The organism is Actinacidiphila sp. bgisy145, assembly GCF_057708125.1.
The window spans coordinates 1-20,165 of the sequence record NZ_JBYIRL010000037.1; the positions used below are offsets into that span (position 1 = coordinate 1).

Genomic DNA, 20,165 nt, shown 5'->3' on the forward strand with positions numbered 1-20,165 from the left:
TCCTTCTCCCCCCCCCCCCCCCCCCCGCGTCCCGTGCGGTGGCGCTTGCGACCGGTGGCCTTACGGGGCCTTGTTGTAGACCGCCACGTAGTCGACGTTCATCTGGCCGCCGGAGACGGTCGAGGCGTTGGGGCCGCCGCCGAACGCGTCGGGGAAGCCGCCGCCCATCGCCAGGTCGTAGATGATGAAGAACGGGTGGTCCACCGCGTTCGCCCACGTGGTGGCGTCGACCTGGGTGGAGTTGACGGTGAAGTAGTTCTGCCCGTCGAGGTACCAGCGGATCTGCTCGGGCGAGGTCGAGCGGTCGATCTGCACCGCGTACGTGTGGTAGCCGGTCTGGCAGCCGGAGCAGGCGTGCTCGCCGGAGCCGATGCCGGTCGACTCGTTGCACGGGCCGCCCGGGTTGGTGCCGCAGTGCAGGGTGCCGAAGACCGAACTGCGGGCGTTGATGTCCTCCAGGATGTCCACCTCGCCGGAGGTCGGCCAGGTCACGCCGTCGCGCAGCGTCGAGCCGAGCATCCAGAACGCCGGCCAGTAGCCGGCCCCGTTGGCCGTGGTCAGATCCGGCTGCTGGATCGAGGACTGCATCATCACCACGCCGCCGGCGGGCGCGCCGAAGCTGTCGCTCTGCGTCTCGATCCGGCCCGACGTCCAGCCGGAGGCCGGGTCCGAACCGTCGTGCAGCGCCTTCAGCACGAGGTGGCCGTTGCCGTCCTCGTACACGTTCGACGTGCTGTCGGTCATCGTCTCGATCTCACCGGTGCCGAAGTTGCTGCCCGGGCCGGTGTCGTACTTCCAGTCCGAGGAGGGCACGCCGGTGCCGGAGGCGCCGTTGAAGTCGTCGCTCCAGGTGGTGGTGAAGCCGGCCGGGGGCGCGGGCACGTCGCTGGGCGCGACGGCGACGGCGGCGTGCGAGGCCGGGGCTGCCGCGCTGCCGGTGCCCGTCGCCGCGGTCATCCCGGCGAGGCTCAGCGCGGCGACGGCCACCGCGGTCAGCGCCAGCCGCGCCCGCGACCTGCGGCGCCGCCGCGCGGCCCGGCCGGTCAGCGGCGGGGCGCCCTGCGTCATCTCCTGCTCTGGCAGTGGTCCGCTGGACATGTGGTCTCCTGTCCCGATCGGAAAATGTGGGGGGTAGCGCCCGTCGGCGCCGAAGTGACCGGAAGGCGTGCGCGGTTCACGGGGCGCGCCGCGGCCCGGTGCGCGCGGCCGGCCACGCGGGCGGTTCGCGGCGGGCCGGGGGCGGCCGGAACCGTTTGCGACCCGGCTCCCGCGCCTGCCGCGGGCATACTGCTGCCATGAGTTGCTCCTGTCCGGGTGGGGGACCGTGTACAGGCCGCACCGCTCTGTGAGAGCGCTCTCTTCTGGTCAGACAGAAGGTCTAGTGCCCCGGTTTCGCCCCGTCAACCCGTGTCCCCGACGCCAGGCGCGTCCCACACAAACCCTGCGCAACTCCCGCCCCGCGCATCCGGGGTGCCGGGCTCCTGCGGGGCCGGGGTGCCGGGGATGCCCGGGTGCCCGGGGGGAGGCACGCCCGCCGAGTGCGGCGGCCGGCGGCGCGTTTCGCGCGGCCTGCGACGGCGGAGGGCGGGCCGCCCTAGGATCGGGCGTATGGCGAACGACGGTGCGGGGTCACGGAATATCGGGGTGTACATCGACCGCGCGGTCGGCGAGGTCTACGCGTACGCGTCCGACCCGGCGAACCTGCCCGCCTGGGCCCGCGGGCTGGGCGGGTCGATCGAGCAGGTCGGGGGCGAGTGGGTCGCGGCGGACTCGCCGATGGGCCGGGTCGTGGTGGCCTTCGCCCCGCACAACGAGCTGGGGGTGCTCGACCACGACGTGACACTGCCGTCGGGGGAGACCGTCCACAACCCGGTCCGGGTGATCGCCGACGGCGTGGGCAGCGTGGTGGTCTTCACGCTGCGCCGCCAACCGGGCACGAGCGACGCCGACTTCGCGCGCGACGCCGCGATGGTCACCGCCGACCTGGAGCGGCTGCGCGACCTGGTGGAGTCCGCGTAGGGCCCGACCCCGGTCATGAACTCGCGTGGGGCGGGCGCGGCGTAGGGGCTGGCGCGCCCGGCGCCGGGCCTCAGGGGGATCGGTGCGGCGGCGCACCCGAGGCCGCACCAGGTGCCGTGCTTCGTCTGCGCGCGGCCGCGGCGCTGAACAGGGGCCAGCCGTCGACTTGTTGGGGCGCCGGGGCGGCGGGGTCCCAGCCGCGTGCGGTGGCCTCGTCGAGGAACGCCCTTACGGTGCCCGGTTCGTGGAGGTTGAGCCAGGGGCCGTCCGCGGTGCCGACGGCGCCGGAGGGGGCGTAGCCGTCGGGGACGAGCCGGCCGGGGCCGCCGCGGAAGACGATCCGCAGCCCGCCGCGCGTGTCGAGCCGGCGCACGCAGAGCACTTCGCGGCAGTCGGTCCAGCGCCCGGGCTCGCCGTCGTGCCGGTGCCGGACGGACCACAGGAACGTCGTGTCACCGACGGTGAGCCGGCGGGGCCGGGAGCTGCTGCGCGCCACCTTTCGATCGTAACTCCCTTTATTCGGGCGCGCCTTGGGACGCGTCGAGTTGGTGGTCGGCCCACACGTAGCTCTCGGGCAGCAACTCGGCGACCGGGACGGACCGCAGCCGGTCCGCGGGGCCGACGACGACGTGGAGCGCGGGGAAGTAGTCGAGCAGCACCTGGCGGCAGCGGCCGCACGGCGGGATCACCCCGCGGTCGCGGTCGCCCACGGCGACCATCGCCACGAGGTCGTCGATGCCCTGGGTCGCGGCGGCGCCGATCGCCACCAGCTCGGCGCAGGGGCCGCCGGTGAAGTGGTAGACGTTCACGGCGGTGACGATGCGGCCGTCCCGGGCGCGGCCCGCCGCCGCGACGGTGTGGTTGTCGCCCCGGCAGGCGGTGGCGGCGAGGGCCGTGGCCGCGCGGACCAGTTCGTGGTCGACCGGGTGCGGTGCGGCCGTGGACGCAGCCGGGTTGGGGTCGGGGCTGGAGTTGGGGCTCGGGCTCGGTGGGGTCATCGTTCGCGCCTTCGGGTGGGGTCTGGTCGGTCGGTCCCCAGCTTGCCCTGCCCGGCGGTTCACACGGGGGAGCCGGCCCGGTCGGACCCCAGCGGCCAGCCGACGCCGGTCAGTTGCTCCGACAGGGTCCACAGCCGGCCGGCGAGTTCGGCGTCCTGCGCCGCCTCGGAGCGGCGGATCAGCTCGGCGGACCCGCGCATGTGGGCCAGGTGGCGGGGGCCGGTGAAGCTGTTCCCGGGCAGGTCGGCGACGGCCGCGTACAGGACGGGGAGGGCGCCCTGTTCGGGGCTCTGCGCGAGCAGGCGCAGCATGACCTTGGACACGCGCCCGTTCTCGCGGTAGATGGCGGTGTCGACGTAGCCGGGGTGCGCCGCGTGCGCGAGTACGCCGGACCCGGCGGCTGTCAGGCGCCGCTGCAACTCGGCGGTGAACAGGAGGTTGGCCAGTTTCACCTGGCCGTAGACGCGCGAGGGCTTGTACGGGGCGGATGCCGGACTCCCTTGCGCCGGGCCGCGGTTCATCGCGGCCAGGGCGTCGAGTCCGGCGAGGTCGAGGTGCGCGAACCGTTCCGCCTGGGAGGCGAGCGTGATCACGCGGCCGGTGACGTGGGGGAGCAGCAGGTTGGTCAGGGCGAAGTGGCCGAGGTGGCCGGTGCCGAACTGCAGCTCGAACCCGTCGGCGGTGTGCCGGAGTCCGGACGGCGGCGGTGCGGCGGCGTTGTTGACCAGGAGGTCGACCGGGTCCTCCCAGCGCGCGGCGAAGTCCCGTACGGAGGCGAGGTCGGCGAGGTCCAGTTCGCGGACCTCGGTCGTCCCCGGGATGCGGGCGGCCGCGTCGCGGCCCTTCGCGACGTCGCGCACGGCGAGGACGACGCGGGCGCCGGCTCCGGCGAGCGCGTGGGCGGTGGCGCGGCCCACGCCGCTGTTCGCGCCGGTCACGATCGCCGTACGGCCGGCGAGGTCCGGCAGGTCCGAGGAGGTGAATGTCGTCATGCCCTCCAAAGTAGGCGCTGCCTACAATGATGTCAATGACAACATCGTCGTATGCTGGCAGCATGCCGGACCGCCCGTACCACCATGGACACCTGCGCGCCGCCCTGCTCGCGGCCGCCGAGCGCACCCTTCGTGAGAGCGGGGCCGAGCAGATCGCGCTCCGCGACCTCGCGCGCCAGGTGGGGGTCAGCCACGGCGCCCCCAGCCGCCACTTCCGCGACCGCCAGGCGCTGCTCGACGCGCTCGCGGAGGTCGGCTTCGCCCGGCTCGGCGCGGACATCGCCGCGGCGGTCGACGAGGTACGCGGAAAGGCGCGCGGGAAGGTGCGCGGGGCGGAGGCCGGGGACGCGGGGGACGGGGCGGACGGCGCGGGAGAGGATTTCGGGGCGCAGCTCCGCGCGGTGGCGACGAGCTACGTCCGCTTCGCCACCGAGCACGCCGCGCTGCTCGGCCTGATGATGTCGGTCAAGCAGGACGAGGGGCCGGACACGAAGACGTACGAGCGCCCGTATGTGCTGATCGACGAGCTGGTCCGCCGCGGCCACGCGTCCGGCGGGCTGCGGCCCGGTGACCCCGAGCGCCTGCTGCTGATCGTCCTGGCCACCTTCCAGGGCATCGCCGCGCTGGTGACCTCGCGCCGCATGCCCGCCGACCAGGTCGACGCGATCATCGCCGACGCGGTCGCGCTCTTCGTCCGCGGCGGCTGATCCGCGGCGGGTGGTCGCAGGATCGCAGGATCGCAGGATCGCCGCACGGCGAACGGCGAACGGCCGGCGGGGCAACTTGCGTTGCCGCCGCCGGCCGTCCGGGAACCGCTGTGCGGTGGGGAGTTACGGCTTCAGCCGGACGATCTGCGGGTCGTGGTCACTCGTCTGGTTCGCGAACTCGGAGTTGATGTGGACTACGTCGTAGTCCGCGTGCTTGCCGAGGCCGGGGCTGACCAGGATGTGGTCGAGCACCTGGGAGTTGCCCTCGTAGACGTAGGAGTAGCGCTCCGCGGCCGGAAGGGTGTTGACCAGGTCGGTGAGCGCCTTGCCGTTGTCGGTGAGGGAGGTCACCGCGGGCGAGAACTGGTAGTCGTTGAGGTCGCCGAGGACGACGACGTCGGCCTTCGGGTCGGCGGCCTCCAACTGCGCCACAAAGTCGTGCTCCAGGATGGCCTGGCGCACCCGCTGCACCTCGGAGCTGCGCACCGGCGGCTGGAAGCGGCTGTCGATGCCCTGGTCGCCGCCCTTGCTGTCGAAGTGGTTGGCGATCACGAACAGCTTCTTGCCGCGGAAGGTGAACTCGCCCGCCAGCGGCTTGCGGCTGCTGTCCCACGCGGAGTCGTTCGGCGCGATCCGGCCGGGGGAGGCGGTCAGTTCGGTCTTGTCGCCGGTGCCGGTGATGCCGACCGCGGTGGTCGCGTCGCCGCCGGCGCGGTCGACGAAGCTCACCCGGTCCGGGTTGAAGAGGAACACCGAGCGGATGTTGCCGCCGGGCTCGCCGCCGTCCTTGTCGTTGACCGGGTCGATCTCACGCCACTGGTAGCTCGGGCCGCCGGCCGCCTTGATCGCAGCGGTGAGCTTCGTCAGCGTCTGGTCGGCGGCGACCACGCCGTCGTCCTTGGCGCCGTCGTTGTCCTGGATCTCCTCCAGCGCCACCACGTCGGGCGAACGCAGGTTGGTGACCAGGCCCTTGGCCAGGGCGTCGAACTTCGACTGGTCGTTGTCCGGCGCGAGGTTCTCCACGTTGTACGTCGCGATGGTCGCCTGGTCCGACGACGCCTTCGCGGTGACCTCGGGGGTGATCCCGCCGCTCTTGACGGTGCCGAGGGTGCGGGCCTGGAGCGCGTACGTGCCGCCGAACTGGTTGTAGTCCAGCGGGCCGGTGGTGGTGCCCTTCAGCGTGTCGCCGACGTTGGCGGTCGGGAACGCGGAGGTGGAGGTCGGGATGAGCGACTGCACCATCAGGAGGCCGGAGTTGGGGGCGTCGTAGCCGGTGTAGAGGGTGCCGCCGCGCTTGGTCGGGTTCTGCTTCGGCTTCACCGTGACCCACAGCTCGGAGTACGGGTCGGTGGCGCCGACCACCCGGCTGCTGCCGATCTGGACGTTCATCCCTTCGAGGGAAGCATACAAATCGAGCGCGTATTCGGACGGGCGCAGGGGGAGGCTCTCGATGGAACCGCCGCCCGCGCTGGGTGCGAAGGAGTCGGGCACCTCCTTGTCGTCCAGCACGACCGGGGCGGGCACCGGGTTGTTGCTGGAGACCGTGGCCACCGTGGGCTTGGTGATCTCCGTGACGGCCTGGCCGCCGGCGGTGGAGCCGCCGGGGTAGTAGTCGGAGACCGTTCCGGCGACGGTGACGCTGTCGCCGACCGAGACCGTGGGAGTGGAGCTGGTGTAGACGAAGATGCCCTCGCTGGTGCGCGGGTCGCTGTCCGGGTTCGGGTCCTGGAACCAGAAGCCCTGCGACGAGCCGTAGGCGCGGACACCGGTGACGATGCCGGTCACGCCGCTGACCGCCTTGCCCTCGTACGGCGACACCCGGGTGTCGCCCTGGATGTCGTGGATCTTCACCGTGGCCGGCGGGGAGGTCGGCGGCGTGGTGGGCGGCGTGGTGGGCGGCGACGTCGGGTCGCTGCCGCCGGTGCCCGCGGAGTTCTGCGGGGTCGGGTCGCCCGCGGTGAAGTCGGCGGCGTTGTCGTCGGTGTCGGCCAGGCCGGCGCCGCGCGCGACCGACGCGGTGTTGCTCGCGTCGGCGGCCGGGCCGCTGCCCTCGTGGACCACGGCCGTGCCGTAGCCGACGAGGTCCTTCACCCGGGAGTCCGCGGCGCAGTCGGCGGCCGTCACGCAGGTCAGCGCGTCGGTGCCCTGCACCAGGGCGATGGTGCCGGAGGTGCCGGACATCGCGATGGTGCCGGTGGCGTCCGGCGTCGGCAGCGCGGTGGTGCCGCCGGTGCCCGCGGCCTCGCCGACCAGGTAGCGGCCGCCTGCGGCCAGCGAGCCGGTCAGCGCGGTGGTCTGCCACTTGGAGGTCGCGGTCGGCGAGCCGGACAGGTACTGGATGCTGTAGTCGCTCAGGTCCAGCGCGGAGGCACCGGAGTTGGCCAGCTCGACGAAGTCGTTGGTGTACGTGGCGCCGGAGTTGCCGCCGCCGCCGTACACCTCGGCGACGACCGCGTCGGCGGACGGCGTGGCGAAGGCGGAGTGGACTCCGATCCCCGCCAGGACCACCGCGCCGGCTATGCCGAACGGCAGGACCCGCTTGCGCAGCAGGGCCGGGCGCGGCGTGGGCGTGGCGGACGCGGCCGGTTCGGCCGGGCCGGTCGTACCGGGTCTCGCGGGGCGCGAGGCGCCCTCAGGGGAGTGCGACACCGGAGTGGATCTCCTTTGTGCGGTGGGCGATTTACGGTGCCGCGGGCGCACCGCCCCCGGGGAGGGAGGAGGAGACACGCGCGAACGCGCTCAAGATACGCGCGTAGATCTGACCGCAGAAGGTATTCGGAGTTAATTCTCGGTACCCGCCGCTGCCGGCGGGGTCGCGCCGCATGTCCCTGGTGCGGAGCGGGCGTTCGGGACGGGCGGTGCGGGCGGGGCGCGTCAGCAGGCGCGAGCACCGCCTTCCGCCGGGGTGCGGACCGGGCCGGAAGGGGTGGAGCAGGCGGAACGGGCGGAACGGGCGGGCCGGGGTGGGGAGTCGGGGCCGGGGCGTGCCGTGGTCACCCTGCCGACGGCCGTGTGGCGCCGGTCAGGCCGCGCAGGCCAGTGACGATCAGTTCGACGCCGCGCCGGTAGTACGACTCGGCGCTCACGCACGCCGACAGCGGCTCGGCGGCGGCGACGATGTGCGGATAGCGGCGCGGCGACAGGGAGCTGAGCCGGGCCCGGTCGGCGCGCACCGCGGCCTCCTGGTCCTCCGCGTCGCCGGAGGTCTTCCCGGGCTCGCCGACCACCAGCGTGATCAGTGCCGTGAGCACGTGGCAGGCGCTGTCGGCGGACTGCTGGACGTTCATTCCCCCGGCGTCGAGCTGCGCGAGCACGTGCTCGGTGAGGTCGAGGCCCGGCTCACTCCCGGTGATCCGGGTGAGCAGCAGCACGGCGGCGTTCGGATGCGGCACCAGTGCCGTGAGCACGGCGGCCAGCGTGTCCTCCAACTGCTCGTACCACGGCCGGTCGTCCGGCTCGGGCAGCTCGACCGAGGCGAGCAGGCTCTCGGCGACCGCGTCGAGCAGGCCGTCCTTGTCGGGGAAGTGCCGGTAGAGCGCCATCGGCGTCACGTCGTGCTGCTGCGCGACCCGCCGGATCGTGACGGCGTCCAGTCCGTCGGCATCGGTCACGGCCAGCGCCGTCGCGATCAGCTCGTCGCGGTTGAGTCGCTTGTGCGCGGCCATCTCTCGCCTTCCGATCAACTCGTAGGTGTACATCGTACGCAGCGCCGGCATCCGCCTTCCCCCGTCGTTTCCGGTGCTTCGGGGCCGTTGCGTCGGGCCCATGGTTTACGGCGTACACATTCCATGTATGGTGACTCCGTAAGCATACGTCGTACACATCGACGGGTGCCCGCCCGGTCCGGGCTGTCCGGATCTGCTCACACCAGTTACCTGCGGAGACGCCATGCGACGCAGTCCCTGGGCCACGCTCACCGTGCTGGCCCTCGCCCAGTTCATCGTGGTGCTCGACGTGACGATCGTGAACGTCGCGCTCCCCGACATCCGTTCCGACCTCGGCTTCAGCACCGACGGCCTGCAATGGGTGATCAGCGCCTACACCCTGCTCTTCGGCGGTTTCCTGCTCCTCGGCGGGCGCGCGGCCGACCTGCTCGGGGCGCGCCGGATCTTCGTCGCCGGGCTCGTGCTGTTCGGTCTGACCTCGCTCGCCGGGGGCCTGGCCGGCTCGCCCGGACTGCTGATCGCCGCCCGCGCGGTGCAGGGGCTCGGCGGCGCGCTGCTCTCCCCGGCCGCGCTGTCCATCCTCACCGTCACCTTCGAGCACGGCCGGCGCCGCAACATCGCGATGGGCATCTGGGGCGGGCTCGCCGGCCTCGGCGGCACCCTCGGTGTGGTCGCGGGCGGCGTGCTGGTCGACTCGTTCAGCTGGCGCTGGGTGTTCATCGTCAACGTGCCGATCGTCATCGGCCTGGTGGTCGCCGCGCCGATGTTCGTCCGGCACTTCCCGCCGCGCACCGGCACCCGGTCGTTCGACCTGCCGGGCGCGCTGCTCGGCACCGGCGGCCTGCTCGCGGTCGTCTACGGCGTGGTGCGCGCCGAGCCGGTCGGCTGGTCCTCGCCCGAGGTGATCGGCTGCCTGGTCGCCGGGGCCGCCATGCTGGCGGGCTTCGTCGTGGTCGAGTCGCGCGCCGTGGCGCCGCTGGTCCCGCTGCGGCTGCTGCGCTCGCGTGCGCTGAGCACGGCCGGGGGCGCGCTGGCGCTCAACGGCGCCGGCTTCCTGTCGATGTTCTTCCTCACCGCGATCTTCCTCCAGCAGGTCCGGCACGGCAGCGCGCTGCACGCCGGGGTGGAGTTCCTGCCGATGGGCGGCACCGCGATCTTCGGCGCGGTCGCGGCCACCCCGCTGGTCACCCGGTTCGGCACCCGACCGGTGCAGATCGGCGGCGCGCTGCTGAGCACCGCGGGGCTGCTGCTGCTCACCACGGCTGGCGCCGACGGGCCGTACGCGGGCCAGCTCCTGCCCGGACTGCTGCTGTTCGGCGCGGGGATCACGTCGGTGGCGGTGCCGGCGCAGATCGCCGCGGTCGCCGACGTCTCCGCCCACGAGGCCGGTGCCGCCTCCGGTGTGGTCACCGCCTTCAACCAGGTCGGCGGTGCGCTCGGGCTCGCCGTCGTCACCACGCTGTCCACCTCCAAGACCACCTCCGACCTGGCGCACGGCAGTGCGCAGAGCGACGCGCTGGTGGCCGGGTTCCACCGGGGCCTGCTGGTGGCGGCGGCGTTCATGGTGGTGGCGATCGCGGTCACCGCGCTGTCGCCGCGGTTGGCGCCGAGCGCGGAGCAGATCGCGGAGGCGGCCGCGGCGGCGTGAGGGGGTGCGGCGGCGTGAGGGGCGCCGCCGCGTGAGGGGTGCCGCGGCACGGCGCACCGCCCGCTCGTGTCGTCCGGCTTCGGCCGGGCGGTGCGGGCGGGCGGTTGCCGTAGTGGGCGGGGTGCCGAGCCCTTACGCGCTCAGGGGCTCGTGTTCGGGCGCCGCGCACTCCGCGGCGAGGCGGTCGGCGGACAGGCCGAGGGCGCCGGCGAGCGCGGTGATCGTGAAGAACGCCGGGGTCGGGGCGCGGCCGGTCTCGATCTTGCGCAGCGTCTCCGCGGAGATGCCGGCGGCCGCCGCGACGGCGGTCATGCTGCGGTCGCCGCGGGCTGCGCGCAGCAGGGCGCCGAGGCGCTCGCCGCGGGCCCGCTCTTCGGGGGTGAGGGGAGTTCGCACCATGGACGTGATACTAATACCGGGATACTTATCCGGTATGAGAATGGGGAGAACGGCCCATGGTCGAGATCAAGACGGACGAGGCGCTGGACGCGATGCGCGAGGCGGGGCGGGTGGTCGCCAACGCGCTGGGCGCCACGCGGTCGGCCGCCGCGGTCGGCGTGTCACTCACCGAACTGGACGAGGCCGCCCGCGCGGTACTGGCCGAGGCGGGCGCGACGTCGCCCTTCCTCGGCTACCGGCCGTCCTTCGCGCCCACCCCGTTCCCCGCGGTGATCTGCGCCTCGGTCAACGACGCCATCGTGCACGGCATCCCGGACGGCTACCGGCTGCGCGACGGCGACCTGGTGAGCATCGACTGCGGCGCCCGACTCGACGGCTGGACCGGTGACGCCGCCATCAGCTTCATCGTCGGCACCCCCCGCCCCGAGGACGTCGAGCTGATCGACGCCACCCGGCGCGCGCTCGACGCGGGCATCGCCGCCGCCGTCGTCGGCAACCGCATCGGCGACATCGGCCACGCGACCGGCGAGGTGGCGCGCGCGGTCGGCTGCGGCATGCCCGCGGACTTCGGCGGCCACGGCATCGGGCGGCAGATGCACGAGGACCCGTCCGTGCCGGGCCGCGGGCGCCCGGGCCGCGGCTACCGGCTGCGGCACGGCCTCGCGCTGGCGATCGAGCCGATGCTGATGTCCGGTGGGAGGGACGCGTACGTCACCGACCCCGACGGGTGGACCCTGCGGACCGTCGACGGCAGCCGCGCCGCGCACATCGAGCACACCGTCGCCGTGACGGAGGAGGGGCCGCGGGTGCTGACCCTGCCGTGAAGAGGGCTCGCCGCCGGCTCCGTCGCCGGCGGCCACCGTCGCCGTAGGTCCACCGGTCTCCGCCGCCGTACCTCCGTCCGGGCTGTCCTTAGTCAAACTAATGACCTAAGGTAATTGCCGACGGTAAGAAAATCCGCGCAGTCGCGTTTCCGCGGGCGGGGAGACCGAGGAGAGGCAGCGAGACGCGTGAGTGACGCGAGCGCGGAGCCGGCCACCGCCGTCGCGGTGGCCGGGCGGGGGCAGGAACCGATCTTCACTCTGCCGTTCGTGAGCCTGATGACGGCCAACGGGCTGCTGCGGATCTGCACGTACATGCTGATCACGGTCGTCCCGCTGTATGCCCTGCACAACGGGGTGTCGCTGACCGAGGCGGGGCTCACCACCACGTTCTACATGGCCGCCGCGGTCGTGGTCCGGCCGCTGTCCGGGCAACTGGTGGACGTGCGCGGCCGGTTCGCCGTCATGCTCGTCGGCTCGGTGCTCTACTTCGTCGCGACCGGCCTCTACGTACTGGCGCTGCCGGTGTGGCTGCTGCTGGCCGTACGCGCGTTGCAGGGGCTGGGGTTCAGCTTCAACGGCACCGCCGTGATGACGCTCGCCACCGACCTGATCCCCGAGAGCCGGATGTCGGAGGGGATCGGGTACCTCGGCATCGAGCAGACCGTGGCGCAGATCTTCGCGCCGTGGCTGGCGCTGACGCTGGTGGACGCGTACGGCTACCGGGCCGCGTTCGTGGTGGTGTTCGTGCTGGCGGGGGTGAACCTGCTGGTGCGGTTGCCGCTGGGGAGGGTGGCCGCGCAGCACCGGCGGGAGCGGGAGGCGGGGGGCTCGGGTGCGGCGGCGGACGCGGATACCGGCTCGGGTACGGGCGGGGGCGCGCGTTCGGGTGCCGGTGCCGGTGCCAGTGCGGGCGGGGCTGCCGGCAAGGCGCCCGCTACCGGTGGGGAATCCGGTGCCGGTGCCGACGCCGCCCGGCCACCGTGGTGGAGCCGGCTGGTGGACCGGGACGCGGCCCGCCCGGCGGCCATCATGTTCTTCATCATGTCGGGCGTGGCCGCGATCAACACGTTCATGGCCGCCTATACGACCGGGCGCGGCATCGCCAACTCCGGCCTGTTCTTCACCGCCAGCGGTGTGATGCTCGCGGTGGCCCGGATCGGCGGGGGCCGGCTGCAACGGCGGTTCGGTGTGACGCGGACCATCGCCGCGGGCATCCTGGCGGTGGTGGCCGGACTGCTGCTCGTCTACTGGTCGCCGGACCTGGCCGTGCTGATGGCCGGCGGCGCCTTCTACGGCTGGGGCATGGGCACCGCGCAGCCCGGGATGAGCGCGCTGGCGGTGCTGGCCGCCGACAAGTCGCGGCGCGGGCTGGCGAACTCGACGTTCTTCATGGCGATGGACCTGTCCCAGGCGGTGGATGCCGCGGCGCTGGGCGCGCTGGCCGGGTTCGCGGGCACCGGTTCGGTCTTCCTCGCGTCCGCCGCGGTGGTGGCCGCCTCGGCGGTGGCCTTCGTGGTGGTGCGCTCACGCGGCGCCGTCCCGTAGCCGCCGGGTCCGGGGGCACCGTTCGGCCCTGGGGTCAGCCCAGTTCGAGGGTCGTGGTGCCGTAGACCGCTTCGACCCGGCTGGCCGGGGCCGGACCGGTGTACATCCGCAGGCACTCCGAAGTGGCGGTCAGGCCGCGGTCGGTGGCGAGCTCGGCGGCGGCCGGATAGCGGTCGGGCACGTCGATGGCCACCTCGGCGCCGGGCGGCAGGGTGGCGACGAGCGCGTCGAAGAGGACCGCGGCGTCTTCCGGGCGGTCGGCGAACAGCGGGCCGATGCGGTGGCCTTGGTGCGCCGGGCGGATCACGCCGTACCCGCGGACGCGGCCGTCGGCGCCGAGCAGCACCCGGGCGGTGTGCCCGGGGCCGTCCAGCCAGCGTGAGACGAAGCCGGCCCGGGCGGCGGGGAAGCAGCCGCGGTCGTACGCCGCGATCGCCGGGTGGTGGTGCGGCGCCACCGCGAGGGCGGCGGGGTCCGGCGCCGCACCGGACGTACGGGGGCGGCCGGTGTGGCGGACGTTGCGGTAGGCGGGGACGAACCCGGCACGCGCGTACGTGGCCTGCTGGGCCGGGACCCCGTCGAGTCCGATCACCCGGCCGGCGGCATGGGGGAGGGCGGCGTTCCAGGTGGCGAGGCCCAGGCCGGTGCCGCGGAGTTCGGGGTGGACCAGGTAGTAGCCGAGGAAGGCGTACTGCGGGGAGTACACGACGACAGAGACGGCCGACACGACGCGTCCGTCCAGCCGCCCGACGAAGAAGCCGGCCGGATCGCTGGGCAGGAAGTGGGCCGCGTCGCCGTGGCCGGGGTTCCAGCCCTCGGCGGCGGTCCACGCCACGATCTCGTCCCACTCGGCGGGGGTCGCCTGGGTGACGATGAGGTCGGTCGGCATGCGTGCTGCTCCTTCCGCCGGCGGGTGCCGGTCCTGCGTCGGGCTGCTGGGTGCCGGGTGGGCTCGTTCAGACCAGGTCCATCGCGGCGACTTCGTCGGGGCCGCCGTAACTGACCGGCCCGTGGAAGGACTTGCGGGCGGTGGCGAACCACCACAGCGTCGCGATGACCAGGACCACCGCGAGGGCGATCGGCGCGTAGTTGAACGTGGTCGCCGTGATCGGCGTGGCCTGCGGCAGCATGAACAGCACGTTGCTGGTGATGATCCACACCACGGCGACGATGCCGACCGGTGTGCTCCAGCGCCCCAGGTGCCACGGCCCGGCCTCGAACTGGTCCTTCAGCCGCAGCCGCAGGAAGATCGGGATGCCGTAGGAGAGGAACAGGCCCACCACGTTGACGCTGACCACGGCGCTGAACGCGGTGTGCGACCACCAGCCCGGCAGGACCAGCACCAGCGACGAGGCCGCGGCGAGCCAGACCGCCTTGACGGGGGTGCGGGTGCGCGGGGAGACCGAGTGCCACAGCTGCGAGCCGGGCATGGCACCGTCCCGTGAGAAGGCGAAGATCATCCGGGTGTTGGAGGTCATGTTGGCCAGACCGCAGAAGAGCATCGCGCCGATGATGACGACCAGGATCGCCTTGGACAGGCCCTGGCCGAGGGCATCGAGCAGGATCTGCACCGGCGGGGCGGAGGATGAGACCTCGCCGGCGTAGTCGTGGATCGAGTAGACCAGGGCGAGCATGAGCACCAGGCCGGTGAGGGCCGAGTAGCCGATGGCGCGCACGATGCCCTTGGGCGCGTTGACGGTGGCCTGGACGGTTTCCTCGGACATGTGGAAGCTGCCGTCGAACCCGGTGAACGTCCAGCTGGTGACCAGCAGGCCGAGCAGCCCGGCGTAGAGCGCGCTGTGGAAGCCGGTGGTGTTGGCGTAGTGGAACGCGTAGCCCGGGTGCTGGTGGTGGGAGGGCACCGTGACCAGCGAGATCACGATCATCAGCAGGCCGGCGATCAGCCACCACACGGAGATCCGGTTGATGAGGGCGACCAACCGCACCGTGTAGGTGTTGAGCAGGGCGTGCACCAGCAGGATGACCGCGGTGATCAGGACGGTCCTGTGCAGGGTGGGGGTGTAGTCCCACTGCATGGCCAGGTAGGACTGGATGAACGTCGCGGCGGCGTAGTCGGTGGCGGCGGTGCCGGCGACCTGGCCGATGAAGTTGAGCCAGCCGGTGTACCAGGACCAGGCGCCGCTGTGCCGCTTGGCCAGCTTGCCGGCGGAGAAGTAGAGGGCGCCGCTGGTCGGGTAGGCCGAGGCGATCTCGCCCATGGCGGCGCCGACGAAGAGCACCATGACCGACACGCCGATCCAGCCGAAGACGAGGATGCGTGGCCCGCCGCCGGCCATACCCATGCCGAACGCGGAGAAGATGCCGGATATGATGTTGATGATGGTGAATGAGATGGCGAAATTGTCGAATGCCCGGAATCGGCGGGTCAGTTTCCGCGGATAGCCCATCGCGTGGAGCGTGGCGTCGTCGTCGAGGGCGGCCGGCGGCGCCTGGTCTGTCCTGCCGGAGCGGGTGTGCAGTGCGGGGTCGGACATGCGAACTATCCGTTCTGGTGGGGGGCTCGGTCGATCGGTCGGTACAGGTCGGGCTCACGGACTGCCGGGCACGGTGAGGCCGCACGCCTCGCGGGCCTTCGTGAGCTGTTCCTCCGGGGCGCCGAACGCGCTCCAGGGCATGCGTGAGGCGTACGGGCCCATCAGCATGAAGGCCGCCCGCGCCTCGAACTCCTTGCGCGCCATCACCAGCGCGTGTGCGAGGTAGGACAGGTCCACCACCGGAGTGAAGCGGTACTCGGGCACGTGGGGGAGCCACTTGTGGTAGATGCCCAAAGCCGCTGTGCTCCAGGGCGGTTGCTCCCACAACTTGTAGGCGAGCGGCGCCGAGGGGTTGTAGTTCTCGACCAGGGCCACCAGCGGGAGCAGGGACAGCGCCGAGCCGCTGGGGGCGCGCTGGCTGAGGAAGGCCGCCACGTCCCAGACCTCGGACGCCTTGCCGCCGTTGCGGGGGAAGTAGATGGACAGGAAGCGGTGGTGGGCTTCGCGGTTCCAGGGGTCGAGCCGCAGGATGTGGTGCAGCAGCCGCCAGGGGCCGGGCGGTGCGGTCAACAGTCCCTGCGGGGCCGGGTCGAACGACCGGTGGAAGCGGGCCAGTGACAACTGGGCCACCCACGGTGTCGGGTCGTCCGGCGCGTGCTCCGCCGCCTGCTGGCAGGCGGTGTGGGCGATCCGGTACAGCGCGGTGGCGCGGTCATCCTTGGTGTCCGCGGCGCGCACCGCACGCAGGACCGCGACCCGGGCCCATAACAGCGCGGACTCGGCGTTCGGCTCCTCGGCGACCCAACGCTCCGTCAGGTCCGAGTCCCATGCCTCGGCGGCGAGCACCAGCGAGCGGTGCGCACGCAACCCGAAGTCGTCCTTAGCCGCCCGCAGGACCTCCGACGTGCTCAGATAACGGCCGGCCTGCACATCCACGCACGCGTCGGCCAACTGGCGGTCGTCGGCCGCGGAGTGCCAGATGTACCGCCCCTCGAAGGACGGGGTCCGTAATCTCTTCCGTGGCTCGCGCTGGCGCCGGCCCATCACCGTGCATCCCCGTCCTCGATCTCCATCGTCGGTGCGTATCCCCGTGGCCGAGGGGCAAGCCGTCTCCCCGCACGGAGCGGGGGTGGTCACGGCTCTTGGGACGCGCCACAACGGAAATTCCGCTCTGCGCCGCCCATGGCATGGGGAATTACTCCGAGTTGACGGGGGATGACTCTACGAGTGGATTTAACGGTGTGTCAAATACCTGCCAAGGTGCTCCCGCGTGCGGCTCGCCTTTGCGGCATTGATGGGGCATTGGTGCGGCATGACCGCCAAAGGCCACCAAAGGTCCCGCCCGAAAACGGTGGGAGTGCGGCCAACTGTCCCTCTGGCCGACCGCCCTCCCGCCCGACCGGCGTCAGCACATTTTGTAGGCCACCCGCGTCGAGTTGTACGAGCAACTGTCGACCTTGGCGCCCTTCGCCGACCTCAGCGTCGCCGTGTCCTTGTCGTTGTTCCAGACATACGCCGAGCGCCCCTGATACCGGTTCGCCGCCGTGTTCCGCCCCTTACCGGTGTGAATGGTCACGGTCTTGTGTGCGCCAAGTGTGTAATTCGTGAAGCTGTACTTGTGCTTCGACGCATCCGTCAGCGTCCACCCCTTCAGATTCGCGGCCTTGCTCGTGGTGTTCGCTATCTGCACATACTCCGCGTTCAAGCTGGCGTTCGTCCGCTGATCCACCCCCGGGCTGTTGTAGTAGATCTTGTACAGGTGCACGGACCCGGCCGACGCACTCGCCGGCGTCGGCACCAGCACCGCCCCGGCCACAGCAGCCCCGGCCACGGCCCCTGCGGCGAGCATACGAAATCGCTTCATGATGTCCCTGACGTCCCCAGATCGAACCCGGGAGCCCCCTGGCGAACCCGGTAGGACAGTCAGAGTAAGGACGAACCCCGCGCACCGTCCGCCCGTTACCCAACCGGGACACATCGCCGACCCACCCCCCTCCTCAACCACCCGCCCACCCCCACCAGCCACCCCCGTACACCGGCCCTCACGCCATTCCGTCGATCCCGTTCAACGGACTCCCGCCGCGCGGCACACTGTTCACATGTCAAAGGGGGATGCAGTACACGTACGGGGGCTCCGCAAGCGCTACGGCGACGTACTCGCCGTCGACGGGCTCGACCTGGACATCGGCACCGGCGAGGTGTTCGGCGTCCTCGGGCCCAACGGTGCCGGCAAAAGCACCACCGTGGAGATCCTCCAGGGCCACCGCTCCCGCGACGCCGGCGAGGTCAACGTCCTCGGCGCCGACCCCGCCACCGCCGACCGCACATGGAAAGCGCAGGTCGGCATCGTCTGGCAGGACGAGTCCGCAGTCAGCGAACTGACCGTCGGCGAGACCGTACGGCACTTCGCCCGCTACTACCCGCACCCCCGCGACCCGGCCGAGGTGATCGCGCTGGTCGGCCTCGAATCCAAAACCGCCAGCCGCGTCAAGGCCCTCTCCGGTGGCCAACGCCGCCGCCTCGACGTCGCCCTCGGCGTCATCGGCAACCCCCGACTCCTCCTCCTCGACGAACCCACCACCGGCTTCGACCCCGCCGCCCGGCGCCAGTTCTGGGAACTCATCCGCTCCCTCGCCGACGAGGGCACCACCATCATCCTCACCACCCACTACCTGGAAGAAGCCGAAGCCCTCGCCGACCGGCTCGCCGTGGTCACCGCGGGCCGCGTCGTCGCCGTGGGCACCCCCAGCACCCTCGCCGGCCGAGCCGACGCACGCGCCACCGTGCACTGGACCGGACCCGACGGCACCCCGCGCGCCGAAGAGGCCGACACCCCGACCCGGACCATCACCGAACTCGCCCGGCGCTTCGACGGCGAGATCCCCGGGCTACGGGTCACCCAACCGACCCTCGAGGATGTCTACCTGCGCCTCATCGGACAGGAGCCCCCGCGATGACTGCTCCCGTTCCTTCTCCCGAGCGTGATCCCGAGGGTCGCCCCGACGGTGATCCCGAACGTCGTCCCGAGGGTGGTCCCGGGCGTGATCCCGAGGGTGGTCCCGAGCACTGTCCTGAACCGGGGGCCGAGGCCGGGGCCGAGCCAGGGGGCGCAGCTGAACCAGGGGCGTCGGGTGGCCCTGCTTCCGTGGGCGGTTCCGAGGGCGGTGCCGTGGTCGGCGCGGGCCCTACGTTCGAGGGTCCCCCTGGGGCTGGCGCGGGCCCCGCGTCCGAGGGTGGCCCTGAGCCGGTGGCCGCAGCCGCGCCCGCTGCCGGGTCCGGGTTCCGCGTCGGGCTCGCTCCCACGTTCGAGTCCGACTCTGTGTCCGTCGCTGATCCTGTGTCCGTGGCCGACCCCGGGGCGGTGCCCATGCCCGGCGTTGGTCCTGCGCCGGCTCCCGGGTCCGAGACCGTGCCCACTTCCGTTGCCGGGCCGGCGGATGTCGGCGGCCCTGGGCCGCAGGCCGGTGCTGGCGCGGGGCCCGGCCGCGCCGCTGGCGGTGTGCGATTGCCCGGGGCCTGGCAACTCGGCCTGCTGCGAGGCGCGATGGAGATCAAACTCTTCTTCCGCCAGCGCGAGCAGGTTGTTTTCACTTTCGCCTTCCCCATCATCTTCCTCTTCCTCTTCGCTTCGATCTTCAGCGACAACATGAAGAACACCGGCACCAGCGCTTCCCAGTACTACGTCACATCCATGATCGCCTCCGGCATCATGTCGACCAGCTTTCAGTCGTTGGGCATCTCTATCGCCATCGAGCGGGACGAGAAAGTCCTGCGGCGACTGCGCGGCACCCCCATGCCGCCGGCTGCGTACTTCCTCGGAAAGATCTGGCTGGTCTTGACCACGGGTATCCTCGAAACGGCCATCCTTCTTGTCTTCGGCACCACTGTGTACGGTGTGGATCTGCCCTCCACGCCCGTCAAGTGGCTGACCTTCGGCTGGGTGTTCGTACTCGGCATCACCGGCTGTGCGCTTCTCGGCATCGCGATCAGCAGTGTGCCGAGGTCCGGTCGCAGTGCCACCTCAGTGGTCGTTCTCCCCTTCCTGGTGCTCCAGTTCATCTCCGGCGTCTACATCTTGATTGACACGATTCCGCACTGGATGCTCACGGTCGGTTCGTTCTTTCCACTCAAATGGCTCTGCCAAGGTCTGCGCGGCGTCTTCCTCCCGCAGGCCGCGGCCGCCCTCGAACCCTCCGGCGCCTGGGAGTTCGGCCGGACCGCCCTCGTTCTCGGCGCGTGGTGCGTCGGTGGTCTGCTGCTGTGTCTGTTCACTTTCCGGTGGAAGAGCCGCAACGACGCTTGAGGCAGCGCTGCGAGGCAGCGCCGTGCGGCGGTGGAAGCTCGGTGGGGCGCGACGCTGACCGCGGTGACCGCGGTGACCGCGCTGACCGCGCTGACCGCGCTGACCGCGCTGACCGCGCTGACCGCGCTGACCGCGGTGCGTGGTGGGCTCCCGTGGTTGTCCGCTATATCGCGCGTGCGCGCGGCTCGTTGAATCGTCCGGGCGGGAGCGGGAGCGGGAGCGGGAGCGGGAGCGGGGGCGGGAGCGGGGGCTGGGGCCGGGAAGGCCGGTCCGTGGGCGGTTCCGGCGTGATCGTGGGGAGTTCGCGCCGGCCTCGGAGCCGACGGCGAATTTGGTTGATATTCATGGACATGGCGGCCTCGCATTCTCGTGTTCGAGCCGTGGGAAGGAAACGAGGGAACGGCCGTGCCGAACAAGCGCGATTCGCCTTCGTTTTGGTCAACGCTACGACGCGCTGCGCGATATGTCGTCAACCCACGGGTGGAGCCAGGGTGGACAAATTTCTCCACCTGCGAATCAACCCTGGGGTGGACGACACGGCGCGGTCTCGCCCGTACATTTTCGAGCAGC

19 protein-coding genes are annotated in these 20,165 nt (G+C 71.9%); 8 read left to right on the top strand and 11 right to left on the bottom strand.

From position 1 onward, the window contains the following. Positions 1–60: 60 nt before the first annotated feature. Positions 61–1,098 carry a glycoside hydrolase family 16 protein gene (locus AC3ERT_RS28150; RefSeq protein WP_435177520.1) on the bottom strand — a complete coding sequence of 346 codons (1,038 nt, stop codon included), beginning with the start codon at positions 1,096–1,098 and terminating at the stop codon, positions 61–63. 510 nt (positions 1,099–1,608) lie between these two features. On the opposite strand from AC3ERT_RS28150, the gene AC3ERT_RS28155 reads away from it, so the two are divergent. Next, a complete protein-coding gene (locus AC3ERT_RS28155) occupies positions 1,609–2,019 on the top strand; it encodes an SRPBCC family protein (RefSeq protein WP_435129230.1) in 411 nt (136 codons plus the stop codon). Between the two features lie 70 nt (positions 2,020–2,089). On the opposite strand, the gene AC3ERT_RS28160 is transcribed toward AC3ERT_RS28155, so the two are convergent. From AC3ERT_RS28160 to AC3ERT_RS28170, 3 genes are read right to left on the bottom strand one after another with little or no spacing between them, the layout of a single operon-like run. Beyond that, positions 2,090–2,515, bottom strand: coding sequence for a hypothetical protein (locus tag AC3ERT_RS28160; RefSeq protein WP_335974532.1), 426 nt, complete (start codon positions 2,513–2,515; stop codon positions 2,090–2,092). Positions 2,516–2,534: 19 nt separating this feature from the next. Next, complete coding sequence (locus AC3ERT_RS28165) at positions 2,535–3,017, bottom strand: cytidine deaminase family protein (protein ID WP_435177522.1); 483 nt, start codon at positions 3,015–3,017, stop codon at positions 2,535–2,537. A 59-nt stretch (positions 3,018–3,076) separates the two neighbouring features. Further along, positions 3,077–4,009: an SDR family NAD(P)-dependent oxidoreductase gene (locus AC3ERT_RS28170; RefSeq protein WP_435177524.1), complete on the bottom strand. Its 933-nt coding sequence runs from the start codon at positions 4,007–4,009 to the stop codon at positions 3,077–3,079. A 62-nt stretch (positions 4,010–4,071) separates the two neighbouring features. Here AC3ERT_RS28170 and AC3ERT_RS28175 point away from each other — a divergent pair, with 62 nt between their 5' ends. Beyond that, on the top strand, positions 4,072–4,716 hold the full coding sequence (locus tag AC3ERT_RS28175) for a TetR/AcrR family transcriptional regulator (RefSeq protein ID WP_335974522.1): 645 nt from the start codon (positions 4,072–4,074) through the stop codon (positions 4,714–4,716). A 123-nt stretch (positions 4,717–4,839) separates the two neighbouring features. On the opposite strand, the gene AC3ERT_RS28180 is transcribed toward AC3ERT_RS28175, so the two are convergent. Together AC3ERT_RS28180 and AC3ERT_RS28185 are read right to left on the bottom strand one after the other, a co-directional pair. After that, on the bottom strand, positions 4,840–7,263 hold the full coding sequence (locus tag AC3ERT_RS28180) for an endonuclease/exonuclease/phosphatase family protein (protein WP_435177619.1): 2,424 nt from the start codon (positions 7,261–7,263) through the stop codon (positions 4,840–4,842). A gap of 446 nt (positions 7,264–7,709) precedes the next feature. Continuing rightward, positions 7,710–8,432 (bottom strand): TetR/AcrR family transcriptional regulator, encoded by a 723-nt coding sequence (locus tag AC3ERT_RS28185; RefSeq protein ID WP_435129239.1) that lies wholly within the window; start codon positions 8,430–8,432, stop codon positions 7,710–7,712. 172 nt (positions 8,433–8,604) lie between these two features. Between AC3ERT_RS28185 and AC3ERT_RS28190 the strand changes: the two genes are divergently transcribed. Next, the gene (locus AC3ERT_RS28190) at positions 8,605–10,029 is read left to right on the top strand and encodes an MFS transporter (RefSeq protein ID WP_335974515.1); all 1,425 of its coding nucleotides are present in this window, start codon (positions 8,605–8,607) and stop codon (positions 10,027–10,029) included. A gap of 132 nt (positions 10,030–10,161) precedes the next feature. Here the strand turns inward: AC3ERT_RS28190 and AC3ERT_RS28195 are convergent, their stop codons facing one another. Further along, a complete protein-coding gene (locus tag AC3ERT_RS28195) occupies positions 10,162–10,428 on the bottom strand; it encodes a helix-turn-helix domain-containing protein (RefSeq protein WP_335974512.1) in 267 nt (88 codons plus the stop codon). Between the two features lie 56 nt (positions 10,429–10,484). Between AC3ERT_RS28195 and map the strand changes: the two genes are divergently transcribed. Together map and AC3ERT_RS28205 are read left to right on the top strand one after the other, a co-directional pair. Beyond that, complete coding sequence (map, locus tag AC3ERT_RS28200) at positions 10,485–11,252, top strand: type I methionyl aminopeptidase (protein ID WP_435129243.1); 768 nt, start codon at positions 10,485–10,487, stop codon at positions 11,250–11,252. Positions 11,253–11,438: 186 nt separating this feature from the next. After that, entirely contained in the window at positions 11,439–12,797 is a 1,359-nt protein-coding gene (locus AC3ERT_RS28205) for an MFS transporter (RefSeq protein WP_435177526.1), read from the top strand. Between the two features lie 34 nt (positions 12,798–12,831). On the opposite strand, the gene AC3ERT_RS28210 is transcribed toward AC3ERT_RS28205, so the two are convergent. The 4 genes from AC3ERT_RS28210 to AC3ERT_RS28225 form a co-directional block, all read right to left on the bottom strand. Then, positions 12,832–13,686: a GNAT family N-acetyltransferase gene (locus AC3ERT_RS28210; RefSeq protein ID WP_435177528.1), complete on the bottom strand. Its 855-nt coding sequence runs from the start codon at positions 13,684–13,686 to the stop codon at positions 12,832–12,834. Between the two features lie 67 nt (positions 13,687–13,753). Beyond that, a complete protein-coding gene (locus tag AC3ERT_RS28215) occupies positions 13,754–15,292 on the bottom strand; it encodes an amino acid permease (protein WP_435177530.1) in 1,539 nt (512 codons plus the stop codon). A gap of 54 nt (positions 15,293–15,346) precedes the next feature. After that, positions 15,347–16,336, bottom strand: coding sequence for a hypothetical protein (locus AC3ERT_RS28220; RefSeq protein ID WP_435129255.1), 990 nt, complete (start codon positions 16,334–16,336; stop codon positions 15,347–15,349). A gap of 361 nt (positions 16,337–16,697) precedes the next feature. Next, positions 16,698–17,141, bottom strand: a complete 444-nt coding sequence (locus AC3ERT_RS28225; protein WP_435177532.1) for a lamin tail domain-containing protein — start codon at positions 17,139–17,141, stop codon at positions 16,698–16,700. Between the two features lie 250 nt (positions 17,142–17,391). Between AC3ERT_RS28225 and AC3ERT_RS28230 the strand changes: the two genes are divergently transcribed. From AC3ERT_RS28230 to AC3ERT_RS28240, 3 genes are all read left to right on the top strand, one after another. Next, a complete protein-coding gene (locus AC3ERT_RS28230; protein WP_435177534.1) occupies positions 17,392–18,249 on the top strand; it encodes an ABC transporter ATP-binding protein in 858 nt (285 codons plus the stop codon). 587 nt (positions 18,250–18,836) lie between these two features. Beyond that, positions 18,837–19,595 carry an ABC transporter permease gene (locus AC3ERT_RS28235; RefSeq protein ID WP_435177621.1) on the top strand — a complete coding sequence of 253 codons (759 nt, stop codon included), beginning with the start codon at positions 18,837–18,839 and terminating at the stop codon, positions 19,593–19,595. 63 nt (positions 19,596–19,658) lie between these two features. Beyond that, positions 19,659–19,787 carry a hypothetical protein gene (locus AC3ERT_RS28240; protein ID WP_435177536.1) on the top strand — a complete coding sequence of 43 codons (129 nt, stop codon included), beginning with the start codon at positions 19,659–19,661 and terminating at the stop codon, positions 19,785–19,787. The last annotated feature ends 378 nt before the right edge of the window (positions 19,788–20,165 follow it).

Excerpts from the sequence above, each read along its gene's own strand:
- AC3ERT_RS28215 (WP_435177530.1), bottom strand. The coding sequence starts at position 15,292 with ATGTCCGACCCCGCACTGCACACCCGCTCCGGCAGGACAGACCAGGCG.
- AC3ERT_RS28150 (WP_435177520.1), bottom strand. The coding sequence starts at position 1,098 with ATGTCCAGCGGACCACTGCCAGAGCAGGAGATGACGCAGGGCGCCCCG.
- AC3ERT_RS28185 (WP_435129239.1), bottom strand. The coding sequence starts at position 8,432 with ATGCCGGCGCTGCGTACGATGTACACCTACGAGTTGATCGGAAGGCGA.
- AC3ERT_RS28155 (WP_435129230.1), top strand. The coding sequence starts at position 1,609 with ATGGCGAACGACGGTGCGGGGTCACGGAATATCGGGGTGTACATCGAC.
- AC3ERT_RS28230 (WP_435177534.1), top strand. The coding sequence starts at position 17,392 with ATGTCAAAGGGGGATGCAGTACACGTACGGGGGCTCCGCAAGCGCTAC.
- AC3ERT_RS28170 (WP_435177524.1), bottom strand. The coding sequence starts at position 4,009 with ATGACGACATTCACCTCCTCGGACCTGCCGGACCTCGCCGGCCGTACG.
- AC3ERT_RS28195 (WP_335974512.1), bottom strand. The coding sequence starts at position 10,428 with ATGGTGCGAACTCCCCTCACCCCCGAAGAGCGGGCCCGCGGCGAGCGC.
- AC3ERT_RS28210 (WP_435177528.1), bottom strand. The coding sequence starts at position 13,686 with ATGCCGACCGACCTCATCGTCACCCAGGCGACCCCCGCCGAGTGGGAC.
- AC3ERT_RS28235 (WP_435177621.1), top strand. The coding sequence starts at position 18,837 with ATGGAGATCAAACTCTTCTTCCGCCAGCGCGAGCAGGTTGTTTTCACT.
- AC3ERT_RS28225 (WP_435177532.1), bottom strand. The coding sequence starts at position 17,141 with ATGCTCGCCGCAGGGGCCGTGGCCGGGGCTGCTGTGGCCGGGGCGGTG.
- AC3ERT_RS28220 (WP_435129255.1), bottom strand. The coding sequence starts at position 16,336 with ATGGGCCGGCGCCAGCGCGAGCCACGGAAGAGATTACGGACCCCGTCC.
- AC3ERT_RS28165 (WP_435177522.1), bottom strand. The coding sequence starts at position 3,017 with ATGACCCCACCGAGCCCGAGCCCCAACTCCAGCCCCGACCCCAACCCG.
- map (WP_435129243.1), top strand. The coding sequence starts at position 10,485 with ATGGTCGAGATCAAGACGGACGAGGCGCTGGACGCGATGCGCGAGGCG.
- AC3ERT_RS28175 (WP_335974522.1), top strand. The coding sequence starts at position 4,072 with ATGCCGGACCGCCCGTACCACCATGGACACCTGCGCGCCGCCCTGCTC.
- AC3ERT_RS28190 (WP_335974515.1), top strand. The coding sequence starts at position 8,605 with ATGCGACGCAGTCCCTGGGCCACGCTCACCGTGCTGGCCCTCGCCCAG.